We start from the raw sequence: 22,089 nt of genomic DNA on the forward strand, positions 1-22,089 counted from the left end.
AATGTTTGTAGCTACAAATATACGGTGTGGAAACTTTTAAGATACCGCTAAAAGCAGCAAAGAAGGGAAGGGGTCGGGAGGAACTCAGCCCAGAATGCGTCTTATCTCGTTGGCTTTCTCCATCAGCGCTTTTGTCTGCCCCTCGCGGTCGGCATCAATGGCCTCCTTAAACTGCTGCAGCTGCGCGATGTATCCTGCCAGCGCCTCCGACACGTTTTTTCGGTTCTGGCTGAAAATCGGGCCCCACATCTCGGGCGAGCTTTTGGCAAGCCGAACGGTGGAGGAGAACCCGCTGCCCGCCATATCGAATATGTTTTTCTCGTTTTTTTCCTTGTCCAGCACGGTCAGTCCGAGGGCGAAGGAGCTGATGTGGCTCAGGTGCGACACGTAGGCAAAGTGCAGGTCGTGCTCGGCGGCGGGCATATACCGCAGTTGCATGTCCAGCATGCGGCAAAGCTGCTCAACCCGCGCCAGGGCGGCAGGGGCGGATTTTTCCCGCTCGCAGATGATCATGGTCTTGCCCTCCAGCAGCGCCGCAAAGGCTGCCTCCGGGCCAGAGTACTCCGTACCGGCTATAGGGTGGGTGGCCACATACTGCCCGCGCTTCGGGTGCGCCGCCACCGCCTGGCAAAGCTGTTCTTTTGTTGAACCGAAGTCCATGAGCACGGCACCTTCCGGCAACATATCCAGCACTGCGGGCAGTTGCTCCAGAATGACGTTTACGGGCGTTGCCAGCACCACTACATCCGCTTTGGCAATGGCCTCCCGCAGTGGCAGTATCTTGTCGGCTATATGCATGGAAAGCGCCTGCGCCGCGTGCTTCGGGTTGTTGTCAACGCCATATATGGTCACGGGCGCGCCTCTGGCTTTCAGGCCCAAAGCAAAAGATCCTCCCAAAAGGCCAAGGCCAATAATGCTGATGTTCATGGTGTTATGAATGGTGCGAAAGTCTGGAAATTCACCTGCTCGGGAGGTGGCTTGCCAGACCAGTTCCTGCAAATGTAAGATGATTTGATGTATTTCCGGCCCTAAACCCGGCTAAAGAGGAGCGACCCTGTAAGGATGACGGAAGAAATTATTTTGGAGAAGCGTGCAGCAGCCTTCTCATATATAGATTCCTTACTGGAAGTGTTGGGGCTATATATGGCTTGTTTTAGCCAAGCAGGCTGCTTTGCAGGCGGTCCAGCAGGGGGTGCTGCGTAGGGAGTTCTGATTCTTCCAGGCGGCCAACGGCTCTGATGCCGGTGACGTTGGCGGCAAACACAACGTTTGCCCGGCCTAGCTGCTCGACGGTGGCGCTGCATTCTTCTACTTTCACCTGCTGCTGTAGGCACCACCTGAGGATGCTGCGCCGCAGCACGCCGTTGATGCAGCCTGTCTCCAACGGCGGCGTGCATAAAGCGTCGCCCTGTATCCAAAACACATTGGCAGCTGTAAACTCCGAAACAGTGCTCTGCCGGTCGAGGAGGAGCATATCGTCTTTGCCGTGCGCTTTTTTCTCCAGCCCCGCCTGCACATATACGGGCGCATTGGGGCCTTTAAAGTGGGAGAGAGGGGAGTAGAGCGTATGGGTTTGCCGGCACACGCCCACCTGCAGGGGCAAGTTATATATGGCTTCAGTGGGCTGTGCCGCGGCCAGCCAGTCTACATTATTTGTTTCGGGGGTATACAAACCGGCACCGGCACGCCAGACTTTCAGTTTCAGCCTGCCATGCGCCAGCGCGTGCTGTTGCGTTGCCAGTTCCAGCAGCCTTTCCGTTAATTCCGATGAAAAAAACAGCGGTGGCAGCTGCAGTTGTAAGGCCCGCGCCGCCTCCTGCATGCGCTGCTCGTGCGCCTCCCAGAAACGCAGCCTGCCCTGCCGGATGATGATTGTCTCGAAGAAGCCGTCGTTGTACTGGAAAGCCCTGTTGGAGAGCGGCAGCCGCAGTTCGTCGTCGGTTACTATGTGGTTGTTGAAGAGCAGCAAACGGAGGCAGTTTAAATAGATGATGATGTGCCAAAGATAAGACAAGCGCCAGCACCCACAAACTATATCCGGCGAAGATTGTTATCGTAGTAAGCAAAGAAAAGCAAGTGACAGGTGTCAGGACAAAGGACTTTCCATATTCAGGACAAAGAACTTTCCATATGTAGATGTAGGATCCTGATAAAAAATTTTCTTTGTGCTGCAACTACCCGCTTTCAACAACAGGATTTAACCATGCATCAAAACGAATCAGCAGAAACAAAAATGCTTATGGCTTACCCGAAACTATATCTTTTATTACCGCTCTTCTTTCTTTTCGCCTCCTGTTCGGAGGCCAGTACCGAGCGCCTGTCCAACAGTGAGGCAGCAGCGGAACAGGCGACACTGGACACAACGGGTTTGGCCAGGGCCACCTTTGCCGGGGGGTGTTTCTGGTGTACAGAGGCTTACTTTGAGCGCCTGCAGGGCGTGGAGGCGGTCGAGTCGGGCTATTCTGGCGGCAAGAAACCTAACCCGACTTACGAAGAAGTGAGCGCGGGCGCCACAGATTACGCGGAGGCGGTGCAGGTGTATTATAACCCGGAGGAGATCACGTATCAGCAGTTGCTGGAAGTGTTTTTCGCCACCCACGACCCCACCACGCTGAACAGGCAGGGCCCTGACTACGGAAAGCAGTACCGCTCCATCGTGTTTTACCGCACCCCGGAGGAGGAGCGGATGGTGCGGGCGTATGTGCAGCAACTGGAAGAGACAGGCACTTACCGCAACAGCATCGTGACGAAGATACAGCCCTTCAGAAAGTTCTGGGAGGCGGAAGCGTACCACCAGGATTACTACCGCCTAAACCCCAACGACCCCTATGTGCAGTCGGTGGCGCGGCCCAAGGTGCTGAAGTTCGAGTCTGCTTACAGTCAGCTGCTCAAGCCCGAATACAGGAAATGAAACACTTTGACTATCAAATTTCGCCAGTCACTCGTAGTATAATCCTATACAGACACATACAACCAAAACTATGATGGGATTCATTGTCAATCTACTCGTAAGCGCGGCCGTCATCTTGCTGATGTCCTATGCTTTGTCCAGTGTACATGTTAAAAGCTTTGGCACGGCCCTATGGGTGGCTTTTCTGGTGGGTATCCTGAACGCCACCATCGGCTGGATACTCCGGGGCATCTTCAACCTCGTGTCTTTCTTTCTGCTGGAGGCCATCGTCTCGCTGATCGTCACGGCCATTGTCATCAAGCTGGTGGACATGCTTGTCAGCAACTTTAAAGTGGATGGCTTCCTGCCAGCCCTGCTCATTGCCCTTGCAACAGCCATCGCCGTTGCCGCGGTAGGTTACCTGATGGGCGGAAGCGATGGCTATGCCATGTTGCAGCACAGCATTCAGCACACTGCCTTAGCCTTTAGGTAAGCTGAGGGAGGTTTGCAAACTGTAGAACCGGCACCCTATACAGGGTGCCGGTTTTTATATGTCTGTATAGCTGCTGCACTGCGTCAGAAGAAGCGTTGCGGAAGTATATATAAAAGCACCCATGCATGCAGGTTTATCACACCTGGTTTTCCCAAAATGTCAGTTATTCGTTTTTATTATTAGTAATAAGATAATATTATGGCGCCTTTACTTTATATATCGAAAGCTGTGCATTAGTTTTGCGCCACCTATGCCGGGCCAGATGACCATTTGCCAAAATTTGCATTGTCCGTAATGGATATAGCCATAATATTCCGGTCTGAAGCTCCGCAGGTTTCCACATCTATCACCTAAAGAAATTAGAATGAGTGTTACAGACTTTGCAGCTACTGCAACGGAAGACCAGGTCAAAGCCATATTTGTTGAGGAAAGCCAGATTCCGCAGGAATATAAACTGAAGCAGGAAATCCATCAGCGGGAATACCTGTCGAACGGGGAAATGAAGCAGTGGGAGGGAGCCGTACACACGGTTTACTCTCCGGTGGCTGTTAAAACAGCCGAAGGCTACCAGCGAAAGGTTATCGGAACCTACCCCGTGTGTACCGAAAAAGAGGCGATGGCGTCGCTGGAGGCGGCGGTGGCCGCTTATGACAACGGGCGCGGCCAGTGGCCCACCATGAGCGTGCAGGACAGGATACGCTGCGTAGAGCAGTTCACGCACAGAATGATTGAGCAGAAAGACCTTGTGGTGAAGCTCATCATGTGGGAAATCGGCAAGTCTGCCGCTGATTCTGTGAAGGAGTTCGACCGGACGGTAGAGTACATATACGCCACCATCGACGCGCTGAAAGACGTGGACCGCGACTCTTCGCGCTTCGTGATAGAGCAGGGGATCGTGGCGCAGATCCGGCGCTCGCCGCTGGGCGTGGTACTGTGCATGGGGCCGTTCAACTATCCGCTCAACGAAACTTTTACCACGCTGATACCCGCCCTGATCATGGGCAACACCCTGTTGTTCAAGCCACCCAAGCACGGCACGCTCCTGCATTACCCGCTGCTGCAGGCCTTTAAGGAGTGTTTCCCGAAGGGCGTGGTGAACACCATATATGGGCGTGGAAATGCCATCGTGCCTGCTCTGATGCAGTCAGGTAAGGTAAACGTGCTCACGCTGATTGGTTCCAGCAAAGTGGCTGACGAGTTGAAGAAGCTCCACCCGAAGGTGAACAGGCTGCGCGCCATCCTGGGGCTCGACGCCAAAAACGCGGCCATCGTCACAGAGAATGCTGACGTGAGCCTGGCGGTGTCAGAAACCGTGCTGGGGGCGCTTTCTTTCAACGGACAGCGCTGCACAGCCCTGAAAATCATATTTGTACACCGCTCCAAAGTCGACCAGTTTCTGGAGCAGCTGAGCGAGGCGGTAGGCAGATTGAAGATCGGGATGCCGTGGGAGAAGGGCGTGGCCCTGACGCCGCTGCCGGAGCCCCACAAGCCCGCTTACCTGAAAGAACTGATTGACGATGCGGCAGCGCACGGCGCCAGCGTGGTGAACAGAGGAGGGGGCACCGCTTTCGAATCGTTTGTATATCCGGCCATCCTGTACCCGGTGACGCAGGACATGAAAGTGTACCGCGAGGAGCAATTCGGGCCGATTATTCCGGTGGTGCCGTTCGATGACCTGGAAGAGCCGATTGAGTACCTGATAGAATCGACGCACGGGCAGCAGGTGAGCATTTTCAGCAACGACGCTGCCGAGGCGGCCTCGCTCATAGACCCGCTGGTGAACCAGGTGAGCCGCGTGAACATCAATTGCCAGTGCCAGCGCGGGCCGGACACATTCCCGTTTACAGGCCGCAAAGACAGCGCCGAGGGCACTTTGTCGGTGGTGGATGCGCTGCGCTCGTTCTCGATCCGGTCGTTGGTAGCCACCAAACTCAACGAGAACAACAAGCACCTGATCAACGAGATTGTGAACGAAGGGAATTCCAACTTCCTGAGCACGAAGTATATCTTCTAAGAAGCTTCTGAAGGCAGTTATTTATATATAAAAGGAGCCGCGGCATGTGCTGCGGCTCCTTTTATATATGGCTCATCTTTTATCAGTGTGTATGTGTAAAGCCGGTCTATATATGTAGGCAGCTAGCATATACTTCATTTAAAAGCGCCTGTGCAGCATAATTGCACAAGCGCTTAATTGCACCGAGCAGGGTCGGCTTAAAAGTCAAAGAAATCGCTTAGGAAAGATTCCTTCTTCTTATGCGGGTGCTTTTTGTACGCGTCGTGCCCACGGTTTTCGCCGTAGCCATAGCGTTTATAGTCAGCTTCGTAATTTTCTTTTTTTGAATAGTGGTCGGCGGAGCGCTCCATGATTTTCTCCAGCTCGCCGCGGTCCAGCCAGATGCCACGGCATTTGGGGCAATAATCGATCTCGACTCCGTTTTTCTCGCTCATCAGGAGCGTTTCGTTGCAGGAAGGGCATTTCATAGTTATACAGCTTTGGTGTAATCCTCAATATAAACATTTATTCCCGAAGCTACCAGAACGTTGGGCATTGCTGTATTGGCTTATTTGTTTCTGTGTGCATGTGAGCGGATTGTTTTACTTATTCTGCTTAACATAAAGTATATTATGAGTGACACTTTAGAGATGTTTTGCATCGTATATTAAAGTCTTATAATTTATATTATGTTAAGTAAATTATAGCTATATACCTTTCCTACTTCAACAGATTGTAAATCTCGTGCAACGCATATTTGCAGGGATAACAATTACGATCATCAGTATAATTTAAGATTACCTACGTATAATGAAATACAAGTCAATCCCGAGTTTGGCTCTACATCTTAAGACGAAGCGTTTACCAAATGAATGCGAACGCAGAGGTCTGAACTGTCTGCTGAAACAACATTTTATACCTATTAATATCAGGTTATGAAAACATTAGAAAACAAAGTTGCCCTGGTTACCGGGGCTGGCTCAGGCATTGGGAAGGCCATATGTCTTTTATACGCCGCCGAGGGCGCTAAAATTATTGCATCCGACATTAGTGAGAAAGGCGGAAATGAAGTAGTGGAAGAAATTAAATCCAAAGGCGGGCAGGCGGTTTTTGTAAAGGGAGACACATCCAAACCCGATGACAGCAAAGCCGTTGTAGACCAGGCCGTGCAGCAATTTGGCGGCTTGCATGTTGCGGTGAACAATGCTGGCATTGGCGGGCCGCTTGGGCCTGTTGGCGAGTACCCTCTTGATGGTTGGAACAAGGTGATTGCCATTAATTTATCCGGCGTGTTTTATGGCATGCGTTATCAAATTCCGGCCATGGTTTCCGCTGGCGGCGGCAGCATTGTGAACATGGCTTCTATTCTGGGAAAAGTAGGCACCAAAGGCTCCTGTGCATATGTAGCCGCAAAGCACGGTGTGATCGGATTGACTGAAACCGCTGCACTGGAATATGCCACGCAAGGCATCCGGGTAAACTCTATCGGGCCGGGCTATATCTCTACGCCTTTGATCGAGCACTCTTTGGACGAGGCTGCCCGGAATGCATTGGTCGGTTTGCACCCCATGGGGCGATTAGGCACATCGGAAGAAGTCGCTAACCTGGCCCTGTGGCTTAATTCTGATAAAGCGTCGTTCGTTACAGGCTCGTATTATAATGTAGATGGCGGTTACCTGGCCCAATAGGGTGCTAATGCGAAAGCAGAGCAGCTCTAAGATTTTTTTGTATGACCAGAATAAAATAAAAGAGGGAAACCCGGCGGCTTCCCTCTTTATATAGGGGTTTGATATCAAACCTACTCGTTCATCATCGCGCTGATTTTGTCAGCGTCTGTTTTGCGGTCCAAACGGGTATATAGCTTCATCAGGTTTTGCATGGTTGCCTGGTCTTTCGGCTGTATCTCCAAAGCCTTCTCAAAGTATGGCAACGCCGCCTGGTAATGCTTCTTGGCCTCCGCCTCCAGCGCCTTGCCTTTCTTCTGGTATGTGGCATAGTCCAGCTTGGCGGCCTTGTTGTTCACCTCGGCGCCTTTGTTGAAGTGCAGCACGCCCAGGTTGTAATTAGCATCGAAGTTGTTGGGGTCCACGTCTATGGCTTTCTGGTACGTGGCTGTGGCGCCCTCAATGTCGTTCTTGCGCTCCAGCAGGTTGCCCTTCACGGCCAGCAGGCTGGCATTGTTCGGGTCAGCTGCAATGGCTTTGTCAAGCTTCTGCATCGCCTCTTCGCCACGGTCGTTCTTCAGGTAGTAGCGCAGCTCCTCCTGCATCATGTATACGCTGTTCGGGTGCTCTTCCAGTCCGGCGGCCAGCGTCTTCATTATTTCCTCATCGCTGGCTTCTGTAGCCTGCAGCAGCTGGATTTTGTTTTTGTAGACATCCTCCGTCTTGTGGCCCATTCCGATCAGCTGATCGTAAAAAGCGACGGCAGCCGGGTAATCCTTGTTGGCTGTTGCCGCATAGGCCGCGTACAGCACCGCCGTCGTGTCCGCAGGGTTAATTTTACTGGCAAGCTTGTATTTATCAATCGCGTTCTGCCAGTCCTGGTTGTTGTGGAACTCCACGGCCTGGTTCAGCACCTGCCCATATAGCTGCTGCTTGCGCTCCGGCACCTGCTTGCCAAACTCGCCGTCCTTGCCGTCCAGTTCAATCGTTTTGTCATAAGACTCCAGCACAATGGTGGGATACGTGTCGTCGACCATTTTACCGTAGATAGGGTTCCCGATCATATCCTGGTAAATCACGCCGCGGTAAAACCAGGTTTTCGCCTTGTCTTTGGTTTTCTTGTGCTCAATGGCCTGGTTTATATCAGTCTGTGCTTTGTCCAGCGTCCCGTTCTTGTGGTTCAGAATGGCGCTGTTCACAGCTGAGTTCTGTGCACTGGCTACCGAAAAGCATGCGGCAGCCAGGGCTGTTAAAAGTATTTTTTTCATACTTGTCGTTGAATGGTTTGTGATTGATTGTGTAACGTTATATAGCTGGTAATAATTCGATTATACCTCCTCTTCAGTGGTTTCCGGGTCGATCATATCATCCGGCTGTAGCGTTTCGTCCGGTGCCAGCGCAGACTGCTCCAGCACGGCCGCCTCTACTTCCTCCTCGTGATCCATCTCCACTTTCGCCACCGACGAGATGCTGTCGTGCTCGTTCAGTTTGATCAGGCGAACTCCCTGTGTGGCGCGGCCAATCACCCGGATGTCTGCCACGCGCAGCCTGATCGTGATGCCCGAGCGGTTGATAATCATCAGGTCGTCGGTGTCTACCACCCCTTTGATGGCCACCAGTTTGCCGGTCTTGTCGGTCACGTTCATGGTTTTCACGCCCTTTCCCCCCCGGTTCGTGATGCGGTACTCATCCAGGAGCGAGCGCTTTCCGAATCCGTTCTCCGACACCACAAGCAGCTCTGTGCCGTCGTTCTCTACACAAACCATACCAACCACTTTGTCGTTGGGCCCGCCGAGTGTTACGGCGCGCACCCCGGCAGCGTTGCGGCCCATGGCCCGCACGTGGCTCTCGTTGAAGCGGATGGCCCTGCCAGACTCCAGCGCGATGATGATTTCGCTGCTGCCGTTGGTCAGCTGCACATCCAGCAGGCGGTCGCCTTCGTTGATGGAGATGGCGTTGATGCCGTTGGTGCGCGGCCGCGAATAAGCCTCCAGCACGGTCTTCTTGATAGTGCCCTGCTCGGTGATGAAGACAAGGTTGTGGTTGAGTGCGTAGTCCTGGTTCTTCAGATCATGCACATTCAGCACTGCGCGCACAGTGTCTTCCTTCTCAATCTGGATCAGGTTCTGGATGGCACGGCCCTTGGCCGTCTTCCCTCCTTCCGGCAGCTCATACACCTTCAGCCAGAACACGCGGCCAAACTCCGTGAAGAACAGCATGTGGTGGTGCGTGTTGGCGATGAACAGGTGCTCGGTGAAGTCGTTCTCCTTGGAGGCGGCCACGCCCCTGGAACCGATGCCCCCCCGGCTCTGGCTGCGGTACTCGTTCAGGGAGGTGCGCTTGATGTAACCTTCGTGCGAGATGGTGATCACCATGTTCTCCTCCGGGATCATGTCCTCGTAGTTGATGTCGCCGGTGCTGGCTTCGATGCTGGTGCGGCGGCCGTCGCCGTAACGATCGCGTATCTCCGCCAGTTCGTCTTTGATGATCTGCATGCGCAGGTCCTCGTTGTTCAGCACAGAAGTGAGGTAGTCGATGTGCTTCATGAGCTCCTGGTACTCCTGCTGTATCTTGTCGCGCTCCAGGCCGGTGAGGCGCTGCAGACGCATGTCCAGTATAGCGCGAGCCTGGACCTCAGAAAGGCCGAAGCGCTCCATCAAACCGTTGCGGGCAATCTCCGGGTCACGTGAGGAACGGATCAGGGTGATCACCTCGTCCAGGTTATCCAGCGCGATGAGCAGGCCCTCCAGTATATGGGCACGCTTTTTAGCTTCGTCAAGCTCATACTGCGTGCGGCGGATAACCACCTCATGCCGGTGCTCCACGAAGTACTGGATAAGCTCCTTCAGGTTCAGCGTCATCGGGCGGCCTTTCACCAGGGCCACGTTGTTCACGCCAAAAGAGGACTGCAGCGCCGTGTATTTGTAGAGGTTGTTGAGCACCACGTTCGGGATGGCGTCGCGCTTCAGATCGTACACGATGCGCAGACCGTCGCGGTCGGACTCATCGCGCAGGTCAGAGATGCCCTCAATCTTCTTCTCGTTCACCAGGGCCGCCGTCTTTTCAATCAGCGTGGCCTTGTTCACCATATAGGGTATCTCGGTCACGATGATCTGCTCCTTGCCGGATGGCAGCACCTCGAAGTTGGCGCGCCCCCGCATGAGTATGCGCCCGCGCCCCGTCTCGAAAGCCGATTTGATGCCGTCGTAGCCGTGGATGATGCCGCCCGTCGGGAAATCCGGGGCCGTGATGTACTGCATGAGCTCCGGAATGGAAATCTCCCGGTCGTCAATATAGGCGATGACGCCGTTGATGACCTCCGTCAGGTTATGGGGCGCCAAGTTGGTGGCCATCCCCACCGCGATGCCGGAGGTGCCGTTCACCAGCAGGTTCGGGAACTTAGCAGGCATCACGCTCGGCTCCTTCAGCGAGTCGTCGAAGTTCGGCACGAAATCCACCGTGTTCTTGTCGAGGTCAGCCATCAGCTCGTCGGCGATGCGCTTGAGGCGCGCCTCGGTGTAGCGCATCGCCGCCGGAGAGTCGCCGTCGATGGAGCCGTAGTTTCCCTGGCCGTCCACCAGCGGGTAGCGCAGCGACCACTCCTGGGCCATGCGCACCATCGTTTCGTATACCGAGGAGTCGCCGTGCGGGTGATACTTGCCCAGCACCTCCCCCACTATTCGGGCTGATTTTTTATAGGCTTTGTTATAGGATACCCCCAGCTCGGACATTCCGTACAGCACGCGGCGGTGTACCGGCTTCAGTCCGTCCCGAACATCAGGCAAGGCTCGTGAAATGATGACGGACATCGAATAGTCGATATACGCACCGCGCATCTCGTCTTCAATGTTGATCGGTATGATTCTTTCGCCTTCGATCATGTTTAAAATCTAAATAAATATGGGTTGGTTGTGGTACATATACAAGGGCAATTTAAGCAAAAAGCCTTAACAGCTATATAGGCTACTGCTTATTTCTGCTCCTGTCCCTCCTGTTGCGGGATTTTTCCTGCGACGTCTTGTCCAGGTCCTGCCCCATCTTCGGGTTTTGCTTTTTCCAGAAAGGGCGGCCGCGGTAGTCCTGCTCGCCGTGGGGATGCACCATGCGCACCTGGCAGGCGGCAATGGGGCAGGCGGGCCTGCAGGAAAATACGGAAGCGGAAAGGAGCGTAATCAGGAGAAGGGTGGTCCGTCGGGTAGTAGCCATATATGGAATTTCAGAAGGGCCTGCTGCTGTGCAGCGAGGCCCTTATCTTTTCGTTGTACAAAATTAAACAAATCAGCGCATATATACCAGCTTTGCCGGGGCTATAGTTTGCCGCTTCAGGCAATTAACAGCACTTTAGAGGGGGTGAAAGCCATTGATGGTAAAACCGCCGTCCACGGCCAGCGTCTGACCGGTGATATAGGCAGCCGCGGGCATGCAGAGGAACGCCACCGCTCCGGCCACATCCTCGGGCTTTCCCACCTGCCGCATGGGGGTTCTGGAGACCACCGCATCATAAAATTCCTGATTTTGCAGCACGGTTTGCGCCAGCGGTGTGCTGATGTACCAGGGCGCCACGGCATTTACCCGGATGCTGTCTTCCGCCCATTCCGCCGCCAGGTTGCGGGTAAGCTGGTTCAGGGCCGCCTTCGTCATGCCGTAGATGCTGCCCGTGCGCACGTGTGTGAGGCCCGCCACCGACGACACGTGGATGATGTTGCCCTGCCCCGACTGCCGCAGCAGCGGGTACAGCAGGCGGTTGAGGTCGAAGGCAGAGCGCAGGTTGGTGTCCATCACAAAGTCATACTCCTCTGCGGAGTAGTCGGCGGTAGGCTTCCGGATGTTGGTGCCCACGTTGTTCACCAGAATGTCGAGCCGCCCCCACAGTTCCTGCACCTTCGCGGTCAGCGCCTGCCGCCCGTCTGTTGTGCTCATGTCGGCAGCCAGTATATGCAAGCGCTCCGGGTAGCGCTCGTGCAGCCGCTGCAGGTCTTCGATATTGCGGCCCACGGCCAGCACTTCAGCGCCCAATGCGATAAAATCATCTACGATGGCCGCCCCGATGCCTTTGGAGCCGCCCGTTACCACTGCTTTTTTGTCTGTTAGCTGCCACCTGTTCTGCGCCATGTTCTAAATAAGTTTATGAGTTTTAACGGTTGTTGCACCACTTGATTGCTATTGCCTTTGGTTGATTTGCCCTGCAGCCCGGTGAGATTGCTGTCATTTTACGGGTTGCTCAGGCCAAAAGGTAAATCATATATTAAAAGCGCCTCAGCGGTCGCCTTTTTGCTTCTCGCCCTCCACCCTCTCCCAAAACTGCATCAGGTATTCCTGGTCTACGCGGGGCCTGTTGTTCAGTTCCTCCACCTGCAGTTCCCCCTTCTCATCCAGCCATATATGGTACACAAACACATAGGCGCCACCGCCCTCGCGCCACCCGTCAAACTTCCCGAAGCGCATGTCCTTCAGGTATACGCCTTTTTCTGCGGGAGCCACCGCATAATAGCCTTTCATGATCTCCAGCAGCCGCGCCAGCTTGGGATTCCCCAGGTAGGGCCGCAGCAAATGGGCGTTCTGTGGCTCAAAGTCGAACAGGATGTGCTTGTCTTCATCCAGCAGGGAATAGAAGCCGTTATAGTAACCCCCTTCTCCTTTGGCTGTCACGGACCAGAAGACGGTGTTGAGCGGAGTGGGCTTGCTGATGTAGGAACTGTAGCTGATTTGCTGCCGCTGCAGGCTCTCTTCGAAGGCCCGGTTGGCGGCGGCTTTGGCTACAAAGGAGAAAAGCAGGTAGGCGGAGCTCAGTATTAGCCCCGCATAGTTGAGGTGGCGCCTTCTGAGACTGCCCTTCGGATAAAAAGCCGCGGCCAAAACACATACCAGAAAAGGAACGGTGTAGAGTGGATCCACCACGAAGACATTGTAAAACGCCACGCCATACCTGCTGAACGGCCAGAGCAGTTGTGTGCCCCACGTGGTGCAACTGTCGAGCAGCGCATGCGTGGTGAAGCCAAGGAAGAACAGCAGGGTCCAGTCGCGGACGGTGGCGCTGTGGAGACGGTACAACCGTTGCAGCAACAGGCCCAGAAGCGGCGATACAAGGATGGCGAACAGGAAAGAGTGTGTCAGGGAGCGGTGGAAGCCCAACTGCTGCACCGTGTCGAGCCAGGGGTTCAGCAGCACATCCAGGTCGGGGATGGTGCCGGCCACCGCTCCCCACAGCATCGCCTTGTTGCCCAGTTTCTTTCCGGCCACCGCCTCTCCGACTGCGGCACCCAGCACGATCTGCGTCAGTGAATCCATAGATGCTTTTGCTTAGTTTGAATATATAGCGGCGGCCGTGCGGCAACCCCCCATCCGCGGCAAAGGTATACAGGTTAGCCTTACCATGACAGCGGCATATATGGGAGGGCCCGGTTATATATGGAGTCGATCACCAGCCTCATTGTAGGAATCGCGTTAGTGGCGGTCACAGCCACTGACCTTATTTACACGGCATTCGCCCCGCGCGGGTCGGGTATTATCAGCGGGCCTGTCACGTTTGCCGTCTGGCGGCTGTTCTTTTACGCGGGCCGCCTCACCAAAGGCAGGGCTGCACTTACCGGCGCGGGGGTGGTCATCGTCTTCACCATCCTGATGACGTGGGTTTTGCTGCTGTGGGCGGGCAACTATTTTATATATGCGTCAGACAAAGCGGCTGTCGTCAGTTCCACCTCCCATATACCCGCAGACAACCTGGAGCGCATTTATTTTACCGGTTACACGCTCTCCACGCTGGGCAACGGCGACTTTGTGCCCGGCACAGACGGGTGGAAAATTTACACGGCTTTCATTTCCTTTACGGGCCTCATGTTCATCACCATCGCCATAACCTATATGGTGCCTGTGCTGTCGGCCGTAACCAGGCGCAGGGCCCTCAGCATCCGGATAGCCTCTATTGGCAGCAGCCCCCAGCGCATCCTGCTGGACAACTGGGACGGCACGGATTTCAAGAAGCTGGAGGATCAGTTTCAAAGCCTGACATCCGAGATCATACACCAGGGGCAGATGCACCTTTCATACCCGGTGCTGCACTACTTCCAGCATGAAGACAAGGAGGCCTCGCTCCTGCCGAATCTGGCTGCCCTGGATGAAGCCATTACCATACTGCTGCTTTATATACCGGAGCGCCTGCGTCCTGAGGATCAGTACCTGGTCCCCCTGCGGAAAGCCATCACCACCTTCTTAGACTCCATCACGTCGCTCTACATCAACCCCGATAAAAGCGATGTGCCCGCACTGGAGGCGGGGGAGCTACGACAGGCGCAGGTGCCGCTGTTGCAGCCGGACATGCAGGCATTTGGCGAACTCAGCAAGCGCCGCCGCGCACTTAAGGCGATGGTGGAGTACAACGGCTGGAAGTGGAAGGAGATATCGGCTCCTGTGCTGAATACTGAAATGGACCTCCCCTCCATGCTTTAACGGATAATCGGCATGCGCTTAAATTCTTTTGTCCTGTCGAAAAGATAGCGGTATGTGGCGTGTGTCTTATATATGCGGGAGCCCAGGCGCTCTACCAACTTCATCATCTTCGGGTTAAAGTCACCTATCCAGTTCATCTGCAGGTCGTAGTAGGGTATGCTTGGATTTGACTGCACCAGCTTGCCCGCCGATACGACCATGGCCGCCTCCACTCCCTTTCCCTGGTGCTCTGGCGTGATGCCGAACACGATGCCATACATGGTAGTGCAGGCCCCGCGCCAGCGGTGGAAGATAAACTTGATTTTGCCCCACGTATCCATCTTCCCGTTCACATACCGGAACAGCTTGTTCAGTTCCGGAATGGCGATAAAGAAGCCGACCGGCTCCTCCTCATAGTAAGCAAACCACATGATGCGCTCGTCCAGGATAGGTTTCAGGGAGTTCATGATGCCAGCGGCCTGTGCCTCACTCATTTCCTTCACCCCTTCGTGCTTCGCCCAGCCCTTGTTGTATACCTGGCGGAAATCCTCCGTGTATTGTTTCAGCTCCGTCTTATCCAGGTGCCTGAACTGGTACTGCGGGTTCTGGAGTATGCGCTGCGCCTTTTCATGATATTCCGGGGGAAGCGGGTCGTTGACGGTACGGTAGTAGGTATATTGCCTGAAATACAAATCAAAGCCATAATTCTCAAGCAGCTCCTGATAGTAAGGGAAGTTGTAAGGCATGCAGTAGTTGGGCGGGTAGAAACCGTCTATCAGCACGCCCCACCACTTGTCGCGCTCTCCCAGGTTTATTGGCCCGTCCATGGCCTCCATGCCACGCTCCTGCAGCCAGCCGCGGCAGGCATCGAGCAGCATGTCGGCGGCCGCCTGGTCGTTGATGCAGTCAAAGAAGCCCATGCCGCCCGTTGGCTGCTCAAAGGTTTTGGCAGTCCGGTGGTTGATGAAGGCGGCCACACGGCCTATATACTTGCCCGCATCGTCCTGCAGCAGCCAGCGGATGGCATTGCCGTCCCGGAGCACCTTGTTTTTCTTCGGGTCAAAAACCTGGTTTATGTCCTTGTCCAGGGGACGGATATAATTCTTGTCTTTCTTGTATAGTCGCACCTGCACCATCAGAAATTCCTCTGCGAGTTCAGGCGTGTTTACCTCTATCAGTTGCATAATGCTTGCTTAGGGAGTCGAAAGGCAAATTACGCTATAATCTTCCTGAAAAGGAAGCAGGGCCTGCCCCCACGCTGCGCAACAGGCTAGAGCCATATATGGCTGACACTACAAATACAAGGAAATACAAGGAGTAGTATGGTAGTTGGCCACAAACCGCTTTGCCTTTGCTCAGAGGCAGACACTGAGAAAAACCTACATATAGCATGTGCAGCCGATCATATAAGCGGTGCCAGAGTAAAAAAGAAGGCGGACAGAGTTATAGAGGAGAACCGGAAGGCTCCGCTATAAACGAACAAAGCCTCCAGATTTCTCTGAAGGCTTTGTTGCTTGGGAGCCCCCTGCCGGGATCGAACCAGCGACCTACTGATTACAAGTCAGTTGCTCTACCAGCTGAGCTAAGGAGGCTTTTAGATCTGGAAATTTGAAGAAGAGGGAATTATCTCCTGGTTCTTCGTCGTAATTTCCTAATCACCATAGGAATGAATTTTCAAATTATAAAGAGCCCCCTGCCGGGATCGAACCAGCGACCTACTGATTACAAGTCAGTTGCTCTACCAGCTGAGCTAAGGAGGCCTTCAATTTGAATGCGCTTTACCTGGTGATAAAGCGTTGCAAAAGTAGGAGGAAGTTTTATATCATGCAAATGCTATTCTGAAATTTTTAAATGCCCCTATATAAGCATTTGATGTTCAGCAGGTAAAATATCAGCCCCTGAACGCCTGCATTTGATGGTTTAGTTGGTCTATCCGTTTCTGGGCATCGGCAATACGGCCCTCGTACTCCTGGCGCAGCTTGTCGGCGTTTTTGGAGCGGGCGAAAAACTCAATGTTGGTGCGCAGCGTCTGGATATCATTTTGCAGGTGCGTGATCTCGCGGCGGATGGCCTGCTCCCGTTGCTGCAGCTTGTGGCTGGCGTCGGGGCTGTGCTTGATGCGCTCCAGCTGCAGTTTCACAAGAAGTTCCTCGCGCTGGCCCAGACTCAGGGAAGGCACGCGCTCCAGGTATTGCCCCATCAGCGCCAGGAATTTGTCCTCAGCCTTCGGGCTGCTGTGCCTGTTGCTTTTGTCCAGCTCGCGCCATTTCGAGGCGTAGGCATTAAAGTCCTCCAGCGTGCCGATTGCAGTGGGGTCCGCCAGCTGCTCGGCGATGGCGTCACAGAGCTCGGTTTTTTCGGAAGAGAGTTTCTCTATCTCCGCGCTTCTTGACTGCTCGTTCGCCTGCTTCCGGTCAAAAAACTCGTTGCAAGCTGTCCGGAAACGCTGCCAGATTTTATCGGAGTGCTTGTCTGGAACGCGGCCGATGGTCTTCCACTTCTTCTGCAACTGGATCAGCTTCTCCTTTGTCGCGCCCCAGTCGGTGCTGTCCTTCAGGCCTTCCGCTTCCTCACAAAGCTCGGTCTTGAGGCGCAGGTTCTGCATTTTCTGCTCATCCAAGGTCTTGAAGAAGTGGTTCTTGTGCTGGAAGAAAGCCTTGTAGTTGCCCCAGAAGCTCTTGTTCACCTCTTCGGCATACTCTTTCGGCACCAGCCCGGCGGCATCCCACTCCTCCTTCAGCTTCTGGATTTCATCCGTCTTGTCGCGCCACTCGTTTATGCGCTCGGTGTTGAAGTCGGTGAATGTGTGCAGGCGCTCCAGCAGGGCGCGCTTCTTCGCCAGGTTCTCCATCTCACGCTGGTTGCGCTCGTCGTGGTAAGCCCGGCGGCGCTCGTGCACTTTCTCCGAGGCCTGTATGAACCTGTCCCAGATGGGGTCGCGCTGGTCGTTGGGCACCGGCCCTATGTTCTTCCACTCTTCGTGCAGGTGCCGCAGCTCCTGCAGGGCTTTGTTGATGCTCTCCTCGTCCTTCAGCGCCTCTGCCCGCTCCACCAGCTGCAATTTGGCATCCAGGTTGCGCTTGCGGTCCAGCTCCTTCATCTCGAAGAACATGCTGCGGTTGTTGTAGAAGATGTCGAGCAGGGCATGGTATGAGTCCCATTGGGCCTGGGCCTCGCCAGCGGGCACCGGCCCGATGGACTTCCATTCGGCCTGCAGTTTCTTTACCTCCTCGCTGCTGCTCTTCGTCTCGGCCGACTCCACGAGTTGGCGCAGTTGGGCCAGCAGTTGTTGCTTGTGCTCCAGGTTGCGCTGGCGCTGCTCTTCCACGCTCTGGCGCTGCTGGTGGCGGGCGTCGCGGTAGGCGGTCAGCAATTTCTCCAGGTCCTGGTGTTCTTTGGAGCTATGGTAGTCAAAATCGTCCTCTGTGCCGCCCTCCTGCTTGAATCTGTCCAATGCCTCCAGGCGTTCCGCCTGGAACTTCTGGTCGTAATGGCGCTGCATCTCCAGGATGGTCCTGTTGCGCTTCGCAGCGTCAGCGCTTTTCAGAGCCAGGCTCAGGTGCTGGCGCAGCTCCTCCAGCGATAGTTGGCTGTAGTCTACTGCCTCCTCTCCTACCTCTTCCTCTTCGTCGTCTTCGTGGTGCTGCCGGGGCAAAGCTTCAGCGGCTGGCTGTGCGGCCGGAACCTCCGGCAAGACCGGGATGGGCGCATTGCGTTGCTCTGTCACATCGGTGACGGCGGCAGGTGTAGCATCCGGTGCGGAAGGCGCTGATTCCGCTGCAGGCGCTTCCGGTATGGCAGGAATGGCAGATGCTTCCGGAGCCTGCGCAGCCGGATCGGGGGCTGCGGCTGTGCCTGCTTCAGGGGCAGCGGCGGTAACATCCTGCGCCTCCACAAAGGCGTTGGTTAGCTGCTCCGTTGTTTCAGCCTCCTGCGCAGAAGTCAGTGTCGGTTGTATCTCCGGCTGCTCCTCTTTCGGCACAGCTGCTTCTGTCCCGGCGCTGCCTTGCTTGCGGGCTTCGATCTCGGCCAGTCTTTGTTCCAGTATGTTTCTGGGCGAGCTTGTGTTTTCATTCGCTTGATTTGCAGCATCCTGATTCTCAGGTTTGTTTGCCTCAGCTCCGGTAGTGTCCATATGGTTGGTTTCAGTTGTCATGTCAACGGTCTTTTATGCAGGTGGCCGTACGCTCAGTTCAGGCGCGGGTCAACGGGATAATTCGAAAGTACCTTGAATTTACCTCCCATCTCACGCAGCACATTGCGCCAAAGTGTATCTGAGCCCAATTTAAATAATTTATTCGCAGCATTGTTGTTCACGATCCAAACATTTTTGTCGATCTCCTCCTGCAGTTGGCCAGAGGTCCAGCCGGAGTAGCCCAGGAAAAATTTAATATCTTCTGTGTTTATTAATCCTGCTTTGATCATGGTGCGGAGCAGTTCGAAGTCGCCCCCCCAGTAAAGGCCCTCCTCCAGCTTCACCGCCTGCGGCAGGTCCGGCAGGCGGTGTACGTAGTGCAGCGTGTTGTACTGCACAGGGCCGCCCACGCCCAGTTCCACATCGAATTCCTCCTCGTCCAAGTCTAACACGTCAGACAGCTTTAAGTTAGAGGGGCGATTAAGCACCAGTCCAAAAGATCCCTCCTCATCGGAGTGGCTGCACAAAAGGATAACCGTACGCTCAAAATTTGGATCACCTAAAAAAGGCTCTGAAATAAGCAGGCTGCCGTTCTGGGGCTTTGCTGAATTCTTGTCTTCCATTAATCCTCCCGCGCTTTTAAGGGTTTAACAACAGAGGGGCCTTGCTAGGGCAGGCCCTTCTCCTTATCAAGATAGATGGTTCTTGTTCTTTTTATATATGGTTATTATTCTTACGCAAAGCAGCAAATATGGTCACATTCCGTAGATGGAACGCCTCTGCTGCCACATATATGGCTTACAACGCACTTTGTGCTCAGAGGGTATATACTCTCCTGAGGGCGTCGCGATGGTAGGGCGCAGCAGATAATTTCTTACTTTTGGCAAAACAAAGCATATGGCGCTCACACAGAACTTAGCGGATATCCGGAAAAACTACGCGATGCAGGCCCTCACGGAAAAAGCCGTTTCCCCAAATCCTGTAGAACAATTCAGGTCATGGCTGCAGGAGGCCATTCAGGCGGAGGCGTCGGAGCCGACCGCCATGGTGCTGGCCACGGTGGGCTCCGGTGGCAAGCCCTCTGCCCGCGTGGTATTGCTGAAGGATGTATCTGACAGCGGCTTTATGTTCTTCACCAATTACGAAGGCCGCAAAGGCCGGGAACTGGCGCAGCACCCTTTTGCCGCCCTCACCTTTTTCTGGCCGGCGCTGGAGCGGCAGGTGCGTGTGGAAGGAAGCGTGGTGAAAGTGGCCCCTGAAATCTCCGACAACTACTTCCACAGCCGCCCGAGGGGCAGCCAGATCGGGGCATGGGCGTCTCCGCAGAGCGCTGAGATAGAAAACCGACAGGTGCTGGAGGAGGAAGACAGGAGACTGACGGAGAAGTTCAGCGATACAGCTGTTATTCCGAGGCCCGACAACTGGGGCGGCTTCTTGCTGCAGCCGGAGCGGCTGGAGTTCTGGCAGGGGCGGCCCAACCGCCTGCACGACCGGCTTCTATATGAGCGGCAGCAGGATATGAACTGGGAAATAAAGCGGCTGGCTCCTTGATGTGCTTGTTATATATAGCCTACGCCCATACCGCCCAAACTAAAACCTGATGGCTGAGATTCTCCCCTTCCGCGCCTGGCGCTACAACCCGGTATATGACGAGCAGATAGAGCAACTGACCTCTCCCCTGTTCGACGTGGTGTCGGAAAAGCAGCGGGAGGCGCTGTACCGCAACCCCCTCAACAGCATCCACCTGACGGTGCCCCTTGGCGCTGATCCGGCGAAGCAGGCCGCCGCCACCCTGCAGGCCTGGAAAGCAGAGGGCGTTCTATTGCAGGACCGCCTGCCCGCCATATATGTCTACTACCAGTACTTCCGGCTGCCGGGCAGCGACAAAGCGTACGTACGCAAAGGCTTCATCTGCAACATCAGGGCCTACGACTGGAAAGACGGCGTGCTGCTGCGCCACGAGAACACCATCCCGAGCGCGGTGAACGACCGCATCGCGCTGCTGGAGGAAACCGAGATGAACACCAGTCCCACCCACGGCTTGTATACCGACCCAGCTTTTGTGCTGGAGCCTTATATGGATGAAGCCATCCTGTCGCCTATATATGAGACGGAGGATTACCAGGGAGCGCGGGATGTGCTGGCTGTGATACATGACCGTGCGGCCATCCGGCTGTTTGTGGAGACGCTGCAGGATAAGCAGGTGCTGCTGGCCGACGGCCACCACCGCTACGAAGGCTCGCTGGAGTACCGCAAAAAGCGCACAGCTCTGAATCAGGCACACACGGGGTTTGAGCCTTACAACTACCACCTCATGTTCCTGACCAACTCCGAGCACGACGATCTGCGCATTTTGCCCACGCACCGGGTGCTGCGGCATATGGATATGTCGGACGAGGAGTTTCTGCAGCGGCTGGCGGCATATTTTACCATCACACCCAAAGAAGACCCGCTGGAACTGAACGAGGTGATTGCGGGCAAGCAATGGACCTTCGGTTTGTTCCTGAGCGGCAATGCCTATAAACTCAGGCTGAAGCCGGAGGTGCATGGGCAGATAGACTGGAATTTTCCGAAGGAGGTGAAGGACCTGGACCTGACGGTGATGCACTATTTTATATTTGAGAAGGTGCTGGGCATATACCGCCAGGCCCAGCGCGACTACAGCGGCCTCGATTACGTGCGCAGCTTCACGTCCTGCATCCGCCAGGTGGATGCCGGGGAGGCACGGCTGGCCTTGATTACAAACGAGATCACGATGGAACAGGTGAAGCGCGTTTGCTACAGCGGTGCCATCATGCCACAGAAATCAACGTTTTTTTACCCGAAAGTGATAGGCGGGTTTTTATTTAGCTCAATCAAAGAAGATGAATTTGTCACGGCCGCTGCTGCTTGCCTCTAACTCGCCCCGCCGCAAAGAACTACTGGCCAGCCTCGGGCTCACGTTCGAGGTGAAGGTAAAGGAAGTACACGAGGATTTCCCGGAACACCTGCAACGCGCAGAAGTGGCCGAGTACCTGGCATCGCACAAGGCGGAGGCATATAGGGAAGACCTGCAGGAGGAGGCGATTATCACCGCAGACACCATCGTCTGCCTCGGCGACCGCGTCCTGAACAAGCCCGCTGATTATGCCGAAGCGTTTGAGATGCTGCAGGCCCTGTCGGGGATAGGGCACGAGGTGATTACAGGCGTATGTGTGCTCACGAAGGATCAAAAGTCAGTCTTCCACGACACTACCAAAGTTTTTTTCAAGACTTTATCCGAGGCGGAGATCGATTATTATATCACCCACTACAAGCCCTACGATAAGGCAGGCGCGTACGGCATTCAGGAATGGATTGGGATGATCGGCATTGAGCGCATCGAGGGCTCCTATTTTAACGTGGTGGGGCTGCCCGTGCAGAAACTATATATACAACTGCAGGCGCTGGGCGTAATCAGCTAATGTGCTTATGCGTTAATGTGTTGATAGTCATCCTGATAAGAGTAAT

General features: G+C 54.7%; 19 protein-coding genes and 2 tRNA genes. 8 read left to right on the forward strand and 13 right to left on the reverse strand.

Features of this window, described 5'->3' with window-relative positions:
• Positions 1-84: 84 nt before the first annotated feature.
• Together GSQ62_RS00620 and GSQ62_RS00625 are read right to left on the reverse strand one after the other, a co-directional pair.
• A complete protein-coding gene (locus GSQ62_RS00620; RefSeq protein WP_161887708.1) occupies positions 85-927 on the reverse strand; it encodes a prephenate dehydrogenase in 843 nt (280 codons plus the stop codon).
• 226 nt (positions 928-1,153) lie between these two features.
• Positions 1,154-2,014: an aminotransferase class IV gene (locus GSQ62_RS00625; protein WP_161887709.1), complete on the reverse strand. Its 861-nt coding sequence runs from the start codon at positions 2,012-2,014 to the stop codon at positions 1,154-1,156.
• Between the two features lie 225 nt (positions 2,015-2,239).
• Here GSQ62_RS00625 and msrA point away from each other — a divergent pair, with 225 nt between their 5' ends.
• The 3 genes from msrA (at position 2,240) to GSQ62_RS00640 (ending at position 5,397) form a co-directional block, all read left to right on the forward strand.
• Entirely contained in the window at positions 2,240-2,911 is a 672-nt protein-coding gene (gene msrA / locus GSQ62_RS00630; protein ID WP_161887710.1) for a peptide-methionine (S)-S-oxide reductase MsrA, read from the forward strand.
• Between the two features lie 70 nt (positions 2,912-2,981).
• Positions 2,982-3,383: a phage holin family protein gene (locus tag GSQ62_RS00635; RefSeq protein WP_237586862.1), complete on the forward strand. Its 402-nt coding sequence runs from the start codon at positions 2,982-2,984 to the stop codon at positions 3,381-3,383.
• A gap of 364 nt (positions 3,384-3,747) precedes the next feature.
• The gene (locus tag GSQ62_RS00640; RefSeq protein ID WP_161887711.1) at positions 3,748-5,397 is read left to right on the forward strand and encodes an NADP-dependent glyceraldehyde-3-phosphate dehydrogenase; all 1,650 of its coding nucleotides are present in this window, start codon (positions 3,748-3,750) and stop codon (positions 5,395-5,397) included.
• A gap of 197 nt (positions 5,398-5,594) precedes the next feature.
• Here the strand turns inward: GSQ62_RS00640 and GSQ62_RS00645 are convergent, their stop codons facing one another.
• On the reverse strand, positions 5,595-5,864 hold the full coding sequence (locus tag GSQ62_RS00645) for a TFIIB-type zinc ribbon-containing protein (protein ID WP_161887712.1): 270 nt from the start codon (positions 5,862-5,864) through the stop codon (positions 5,595-5,597).
• Between the two features lie 447 nt (positions 5,865-6,311).
• Here GSQ62_RS00645 and GSQ62_RS00650 point away from each other — a divergent pair, with 447 nt between their 5' ends.
• Positions 6,312-7,064, forward strand: coding sequence for an SDR family NAD(P)-dependent oxidoreductase (locus GSQ62_RS00650; RefSeq protein ID WP_161887713.1), 753 nt, complete (start codon positions 6,312-6,314; stop codon positions 7,062-7,064).
• Between the two features lie 110 nt (positions 7,065-7,174).
• On the opposite strand, the gene GSQ62_RS00655 is transcribed toward GSQ62_RS00650, so the two are convergent.
• From GSQ62_RS00655 to GSQ62_RS00675, 5 genes are all read right to left on the reverse strand, one after another.
• Positions 7,175-8,308, reverse strand: a complete 1,134-nt coding sequence (locus GSQ62_RS00655) for a tetratricopeptide repeat protein (RefSeq protein WP_161887714.1) — start codon at positions 8,306-8,308, stop codon at positions 7,175-7,177.
• 60 nt (positions 8,309-8,368) lie between these two features.
• Entirely contained in the window at positions 8,369-10,921 is a 2,553-nt protein-coding gene (gyrA, locus tag GSQ62_RS00660) for a DNA gyrase subunit A (protein ID WP_161887715.1), read from the reverse strand.
• 82 nt (positions 10,922-11,003) lie between these two features.
• Positions 11,004-11,246 (reverse strand): hypothetical protein, encoded by a 243-nt coding sequence (locus GSQ62_RS00665; RefSeq protein WP_161887716.1) that lies wholly within the window; start codon positions 11,244-11,246, stop codon positions 11,004-11,006.
• A 135-nt stretch (positions 11,247-11,381) separates the two neighbouring features.
• Positions 11,382-12,152: an SDR family oxidoreductase gene (locus GSQ62_RS00670; RefSeq protein WP_161887717.1), complete on the reverse strand. Its 771-nt coding sequence runs from the start codon at positions 12,150-12,152 to the stop codon at positions 11,382-11,384.
• A gap of 144 nt (positions 12,153-12,296) precedes the next feature.
• Entirely contained in the window at positions 12,297-13,328 is a 1,032-nt protein-coding gene (locus GSQ62_RS00675) for a metal-dependent hydrolase (protein WP_161887718.1), read from the reverse strand.
• A gap of 120 nt (positions 13,329-13,448) precedes the next feature.
• Here GSQ62_RS00675 and GSQ62_RS00680 point away from each other — a divergent pair, with 120 nt between their 5' ends.
• Positions 13,449-14,486, forward strand: coding sequence for a potassium channel family protein (locus GSQ62_RS00680; RefSeq protein WP_161887719.1), 1,038 nt, complete (start codon positions 13,449-13,451; stop codon positions 14,484-14,486).
• Here the strand turns inward: GSQ62_RS00680 and GSQ62_RS00685 are convergent.
• From GSQ62_RS00685 to GSQ62_RS00705, 5 genes are all read right to left on the reverse strand, one after another.
• A complete protein-coding gene (locus tag GSQ62_RS00685; RefSeq protein WP_161887720.1) occupies positions 14,483-15,649 on the reverse strand; it encodes a hypothetical protein in 1,167 nt (388 codons plus the stop codon). The two genes, GSQ62_RS00680 and GSQ62_RS00685, sit on opposite strands and share 4 nt — an antisense overlap.
• Positions 15,650-15,984: 335 nt before the next feature.
• Positions 15,985-16,057, reverse strand: a tRNA-Thr gene (locus GSQ62_RS00690).
• A gap of 95 nt (positions 16,058-16,152) precedes the next feature.
• Positions 16,153-16,225, reverse strand: a tRNA-Thr gene (locus tag GSQ62_RS00695).
• 131 nt (positions 16,226-16,356) lie between these two features.
• Positions 16,357-18,600 (reverse strand): DUF349 domain-containing protein, encoded by a 2,244-nt coding sequence (locus GSQ62_RS00700; RefSeq protein WP_237586868.1) that lies wholly within the window; start codon positions 18,598-18,600, stop codon positions 16,357-16,359.
• Between the two features lie 53 nt (positions 18,601-18,653).
• Positions 18,654-19,223 carry a YqgE/AlgH family protein gene (locus GSQ62_RS00705; protein ID WP_161887722.1) on the reverse strand — a complete coding sequence of 190 codons (570 nt, stop codon included), beginning with the start codon at positions 19,221-19,223 and terminating at the stop codon, positions 18,654-18,656.
• Positions 19,224-19,497: 274 nt separating this feature from the next.
• Here GSQ62_RS00705 and pdxH point away from each other — a divergent pair, with 274 nt between their 5' ends.
• Genes pdxH through GSQ62_RS00720 form a run of 3 tightly spaced genes read left to right on the forward strand, consistent with a single transcriptional unit; the run spans position 19,498 to position 22,043 of the window.
• A complete protein-coding gene (gene pdxH / locus GSQ62_RS00710; protein ID WP_161887723.1) occupies positions 19,498-20,151 on the forward strand; it encodes a pyridoxamine 5'-phosphate oxidase in 654 nt (217 codons plus the stop codon).
• A gap of 49 nt (positions 20,152-20,200) precedes the next feature.
• Positions 20,201-21,499 (forward strand): DUF1015 domain-containing protein, encoded by a 1,299-nt coding sequence (locus GSQ62_RS00715; RefSeq protein WP_161887724.1) that lies wholly within the window; start codon positions 20,201-20,203, stop codon positions 21,497-21,499.
• Positions 21,465-22,043, forward strand: a complete 579-nt coding sequence (locus tag GSQ62_RS00720; protein WP_161887725.1) for a Maf family nucleotide pyrophosphatase — start codon at positions 21,465-21,467, stop codon at positions 22,041-22,043. The genes GSQ62_RS00715 and GSQ62_RS00720 overlap by 35 nt, the downstream gene beginning before the upstream one ends.
• Positions 22,044-22,089: the final 46 nt, after the last annotated feature.

This window comes from Pontibacter russatus (assembly GCF_009931655.1).
GTDB classification, from domain to species: Bacteria; Bacteroidota; Bacteroidia; order Cytophagales; family Hymenobacteraceae; genus Pontibacter; species Pontibacter russatus.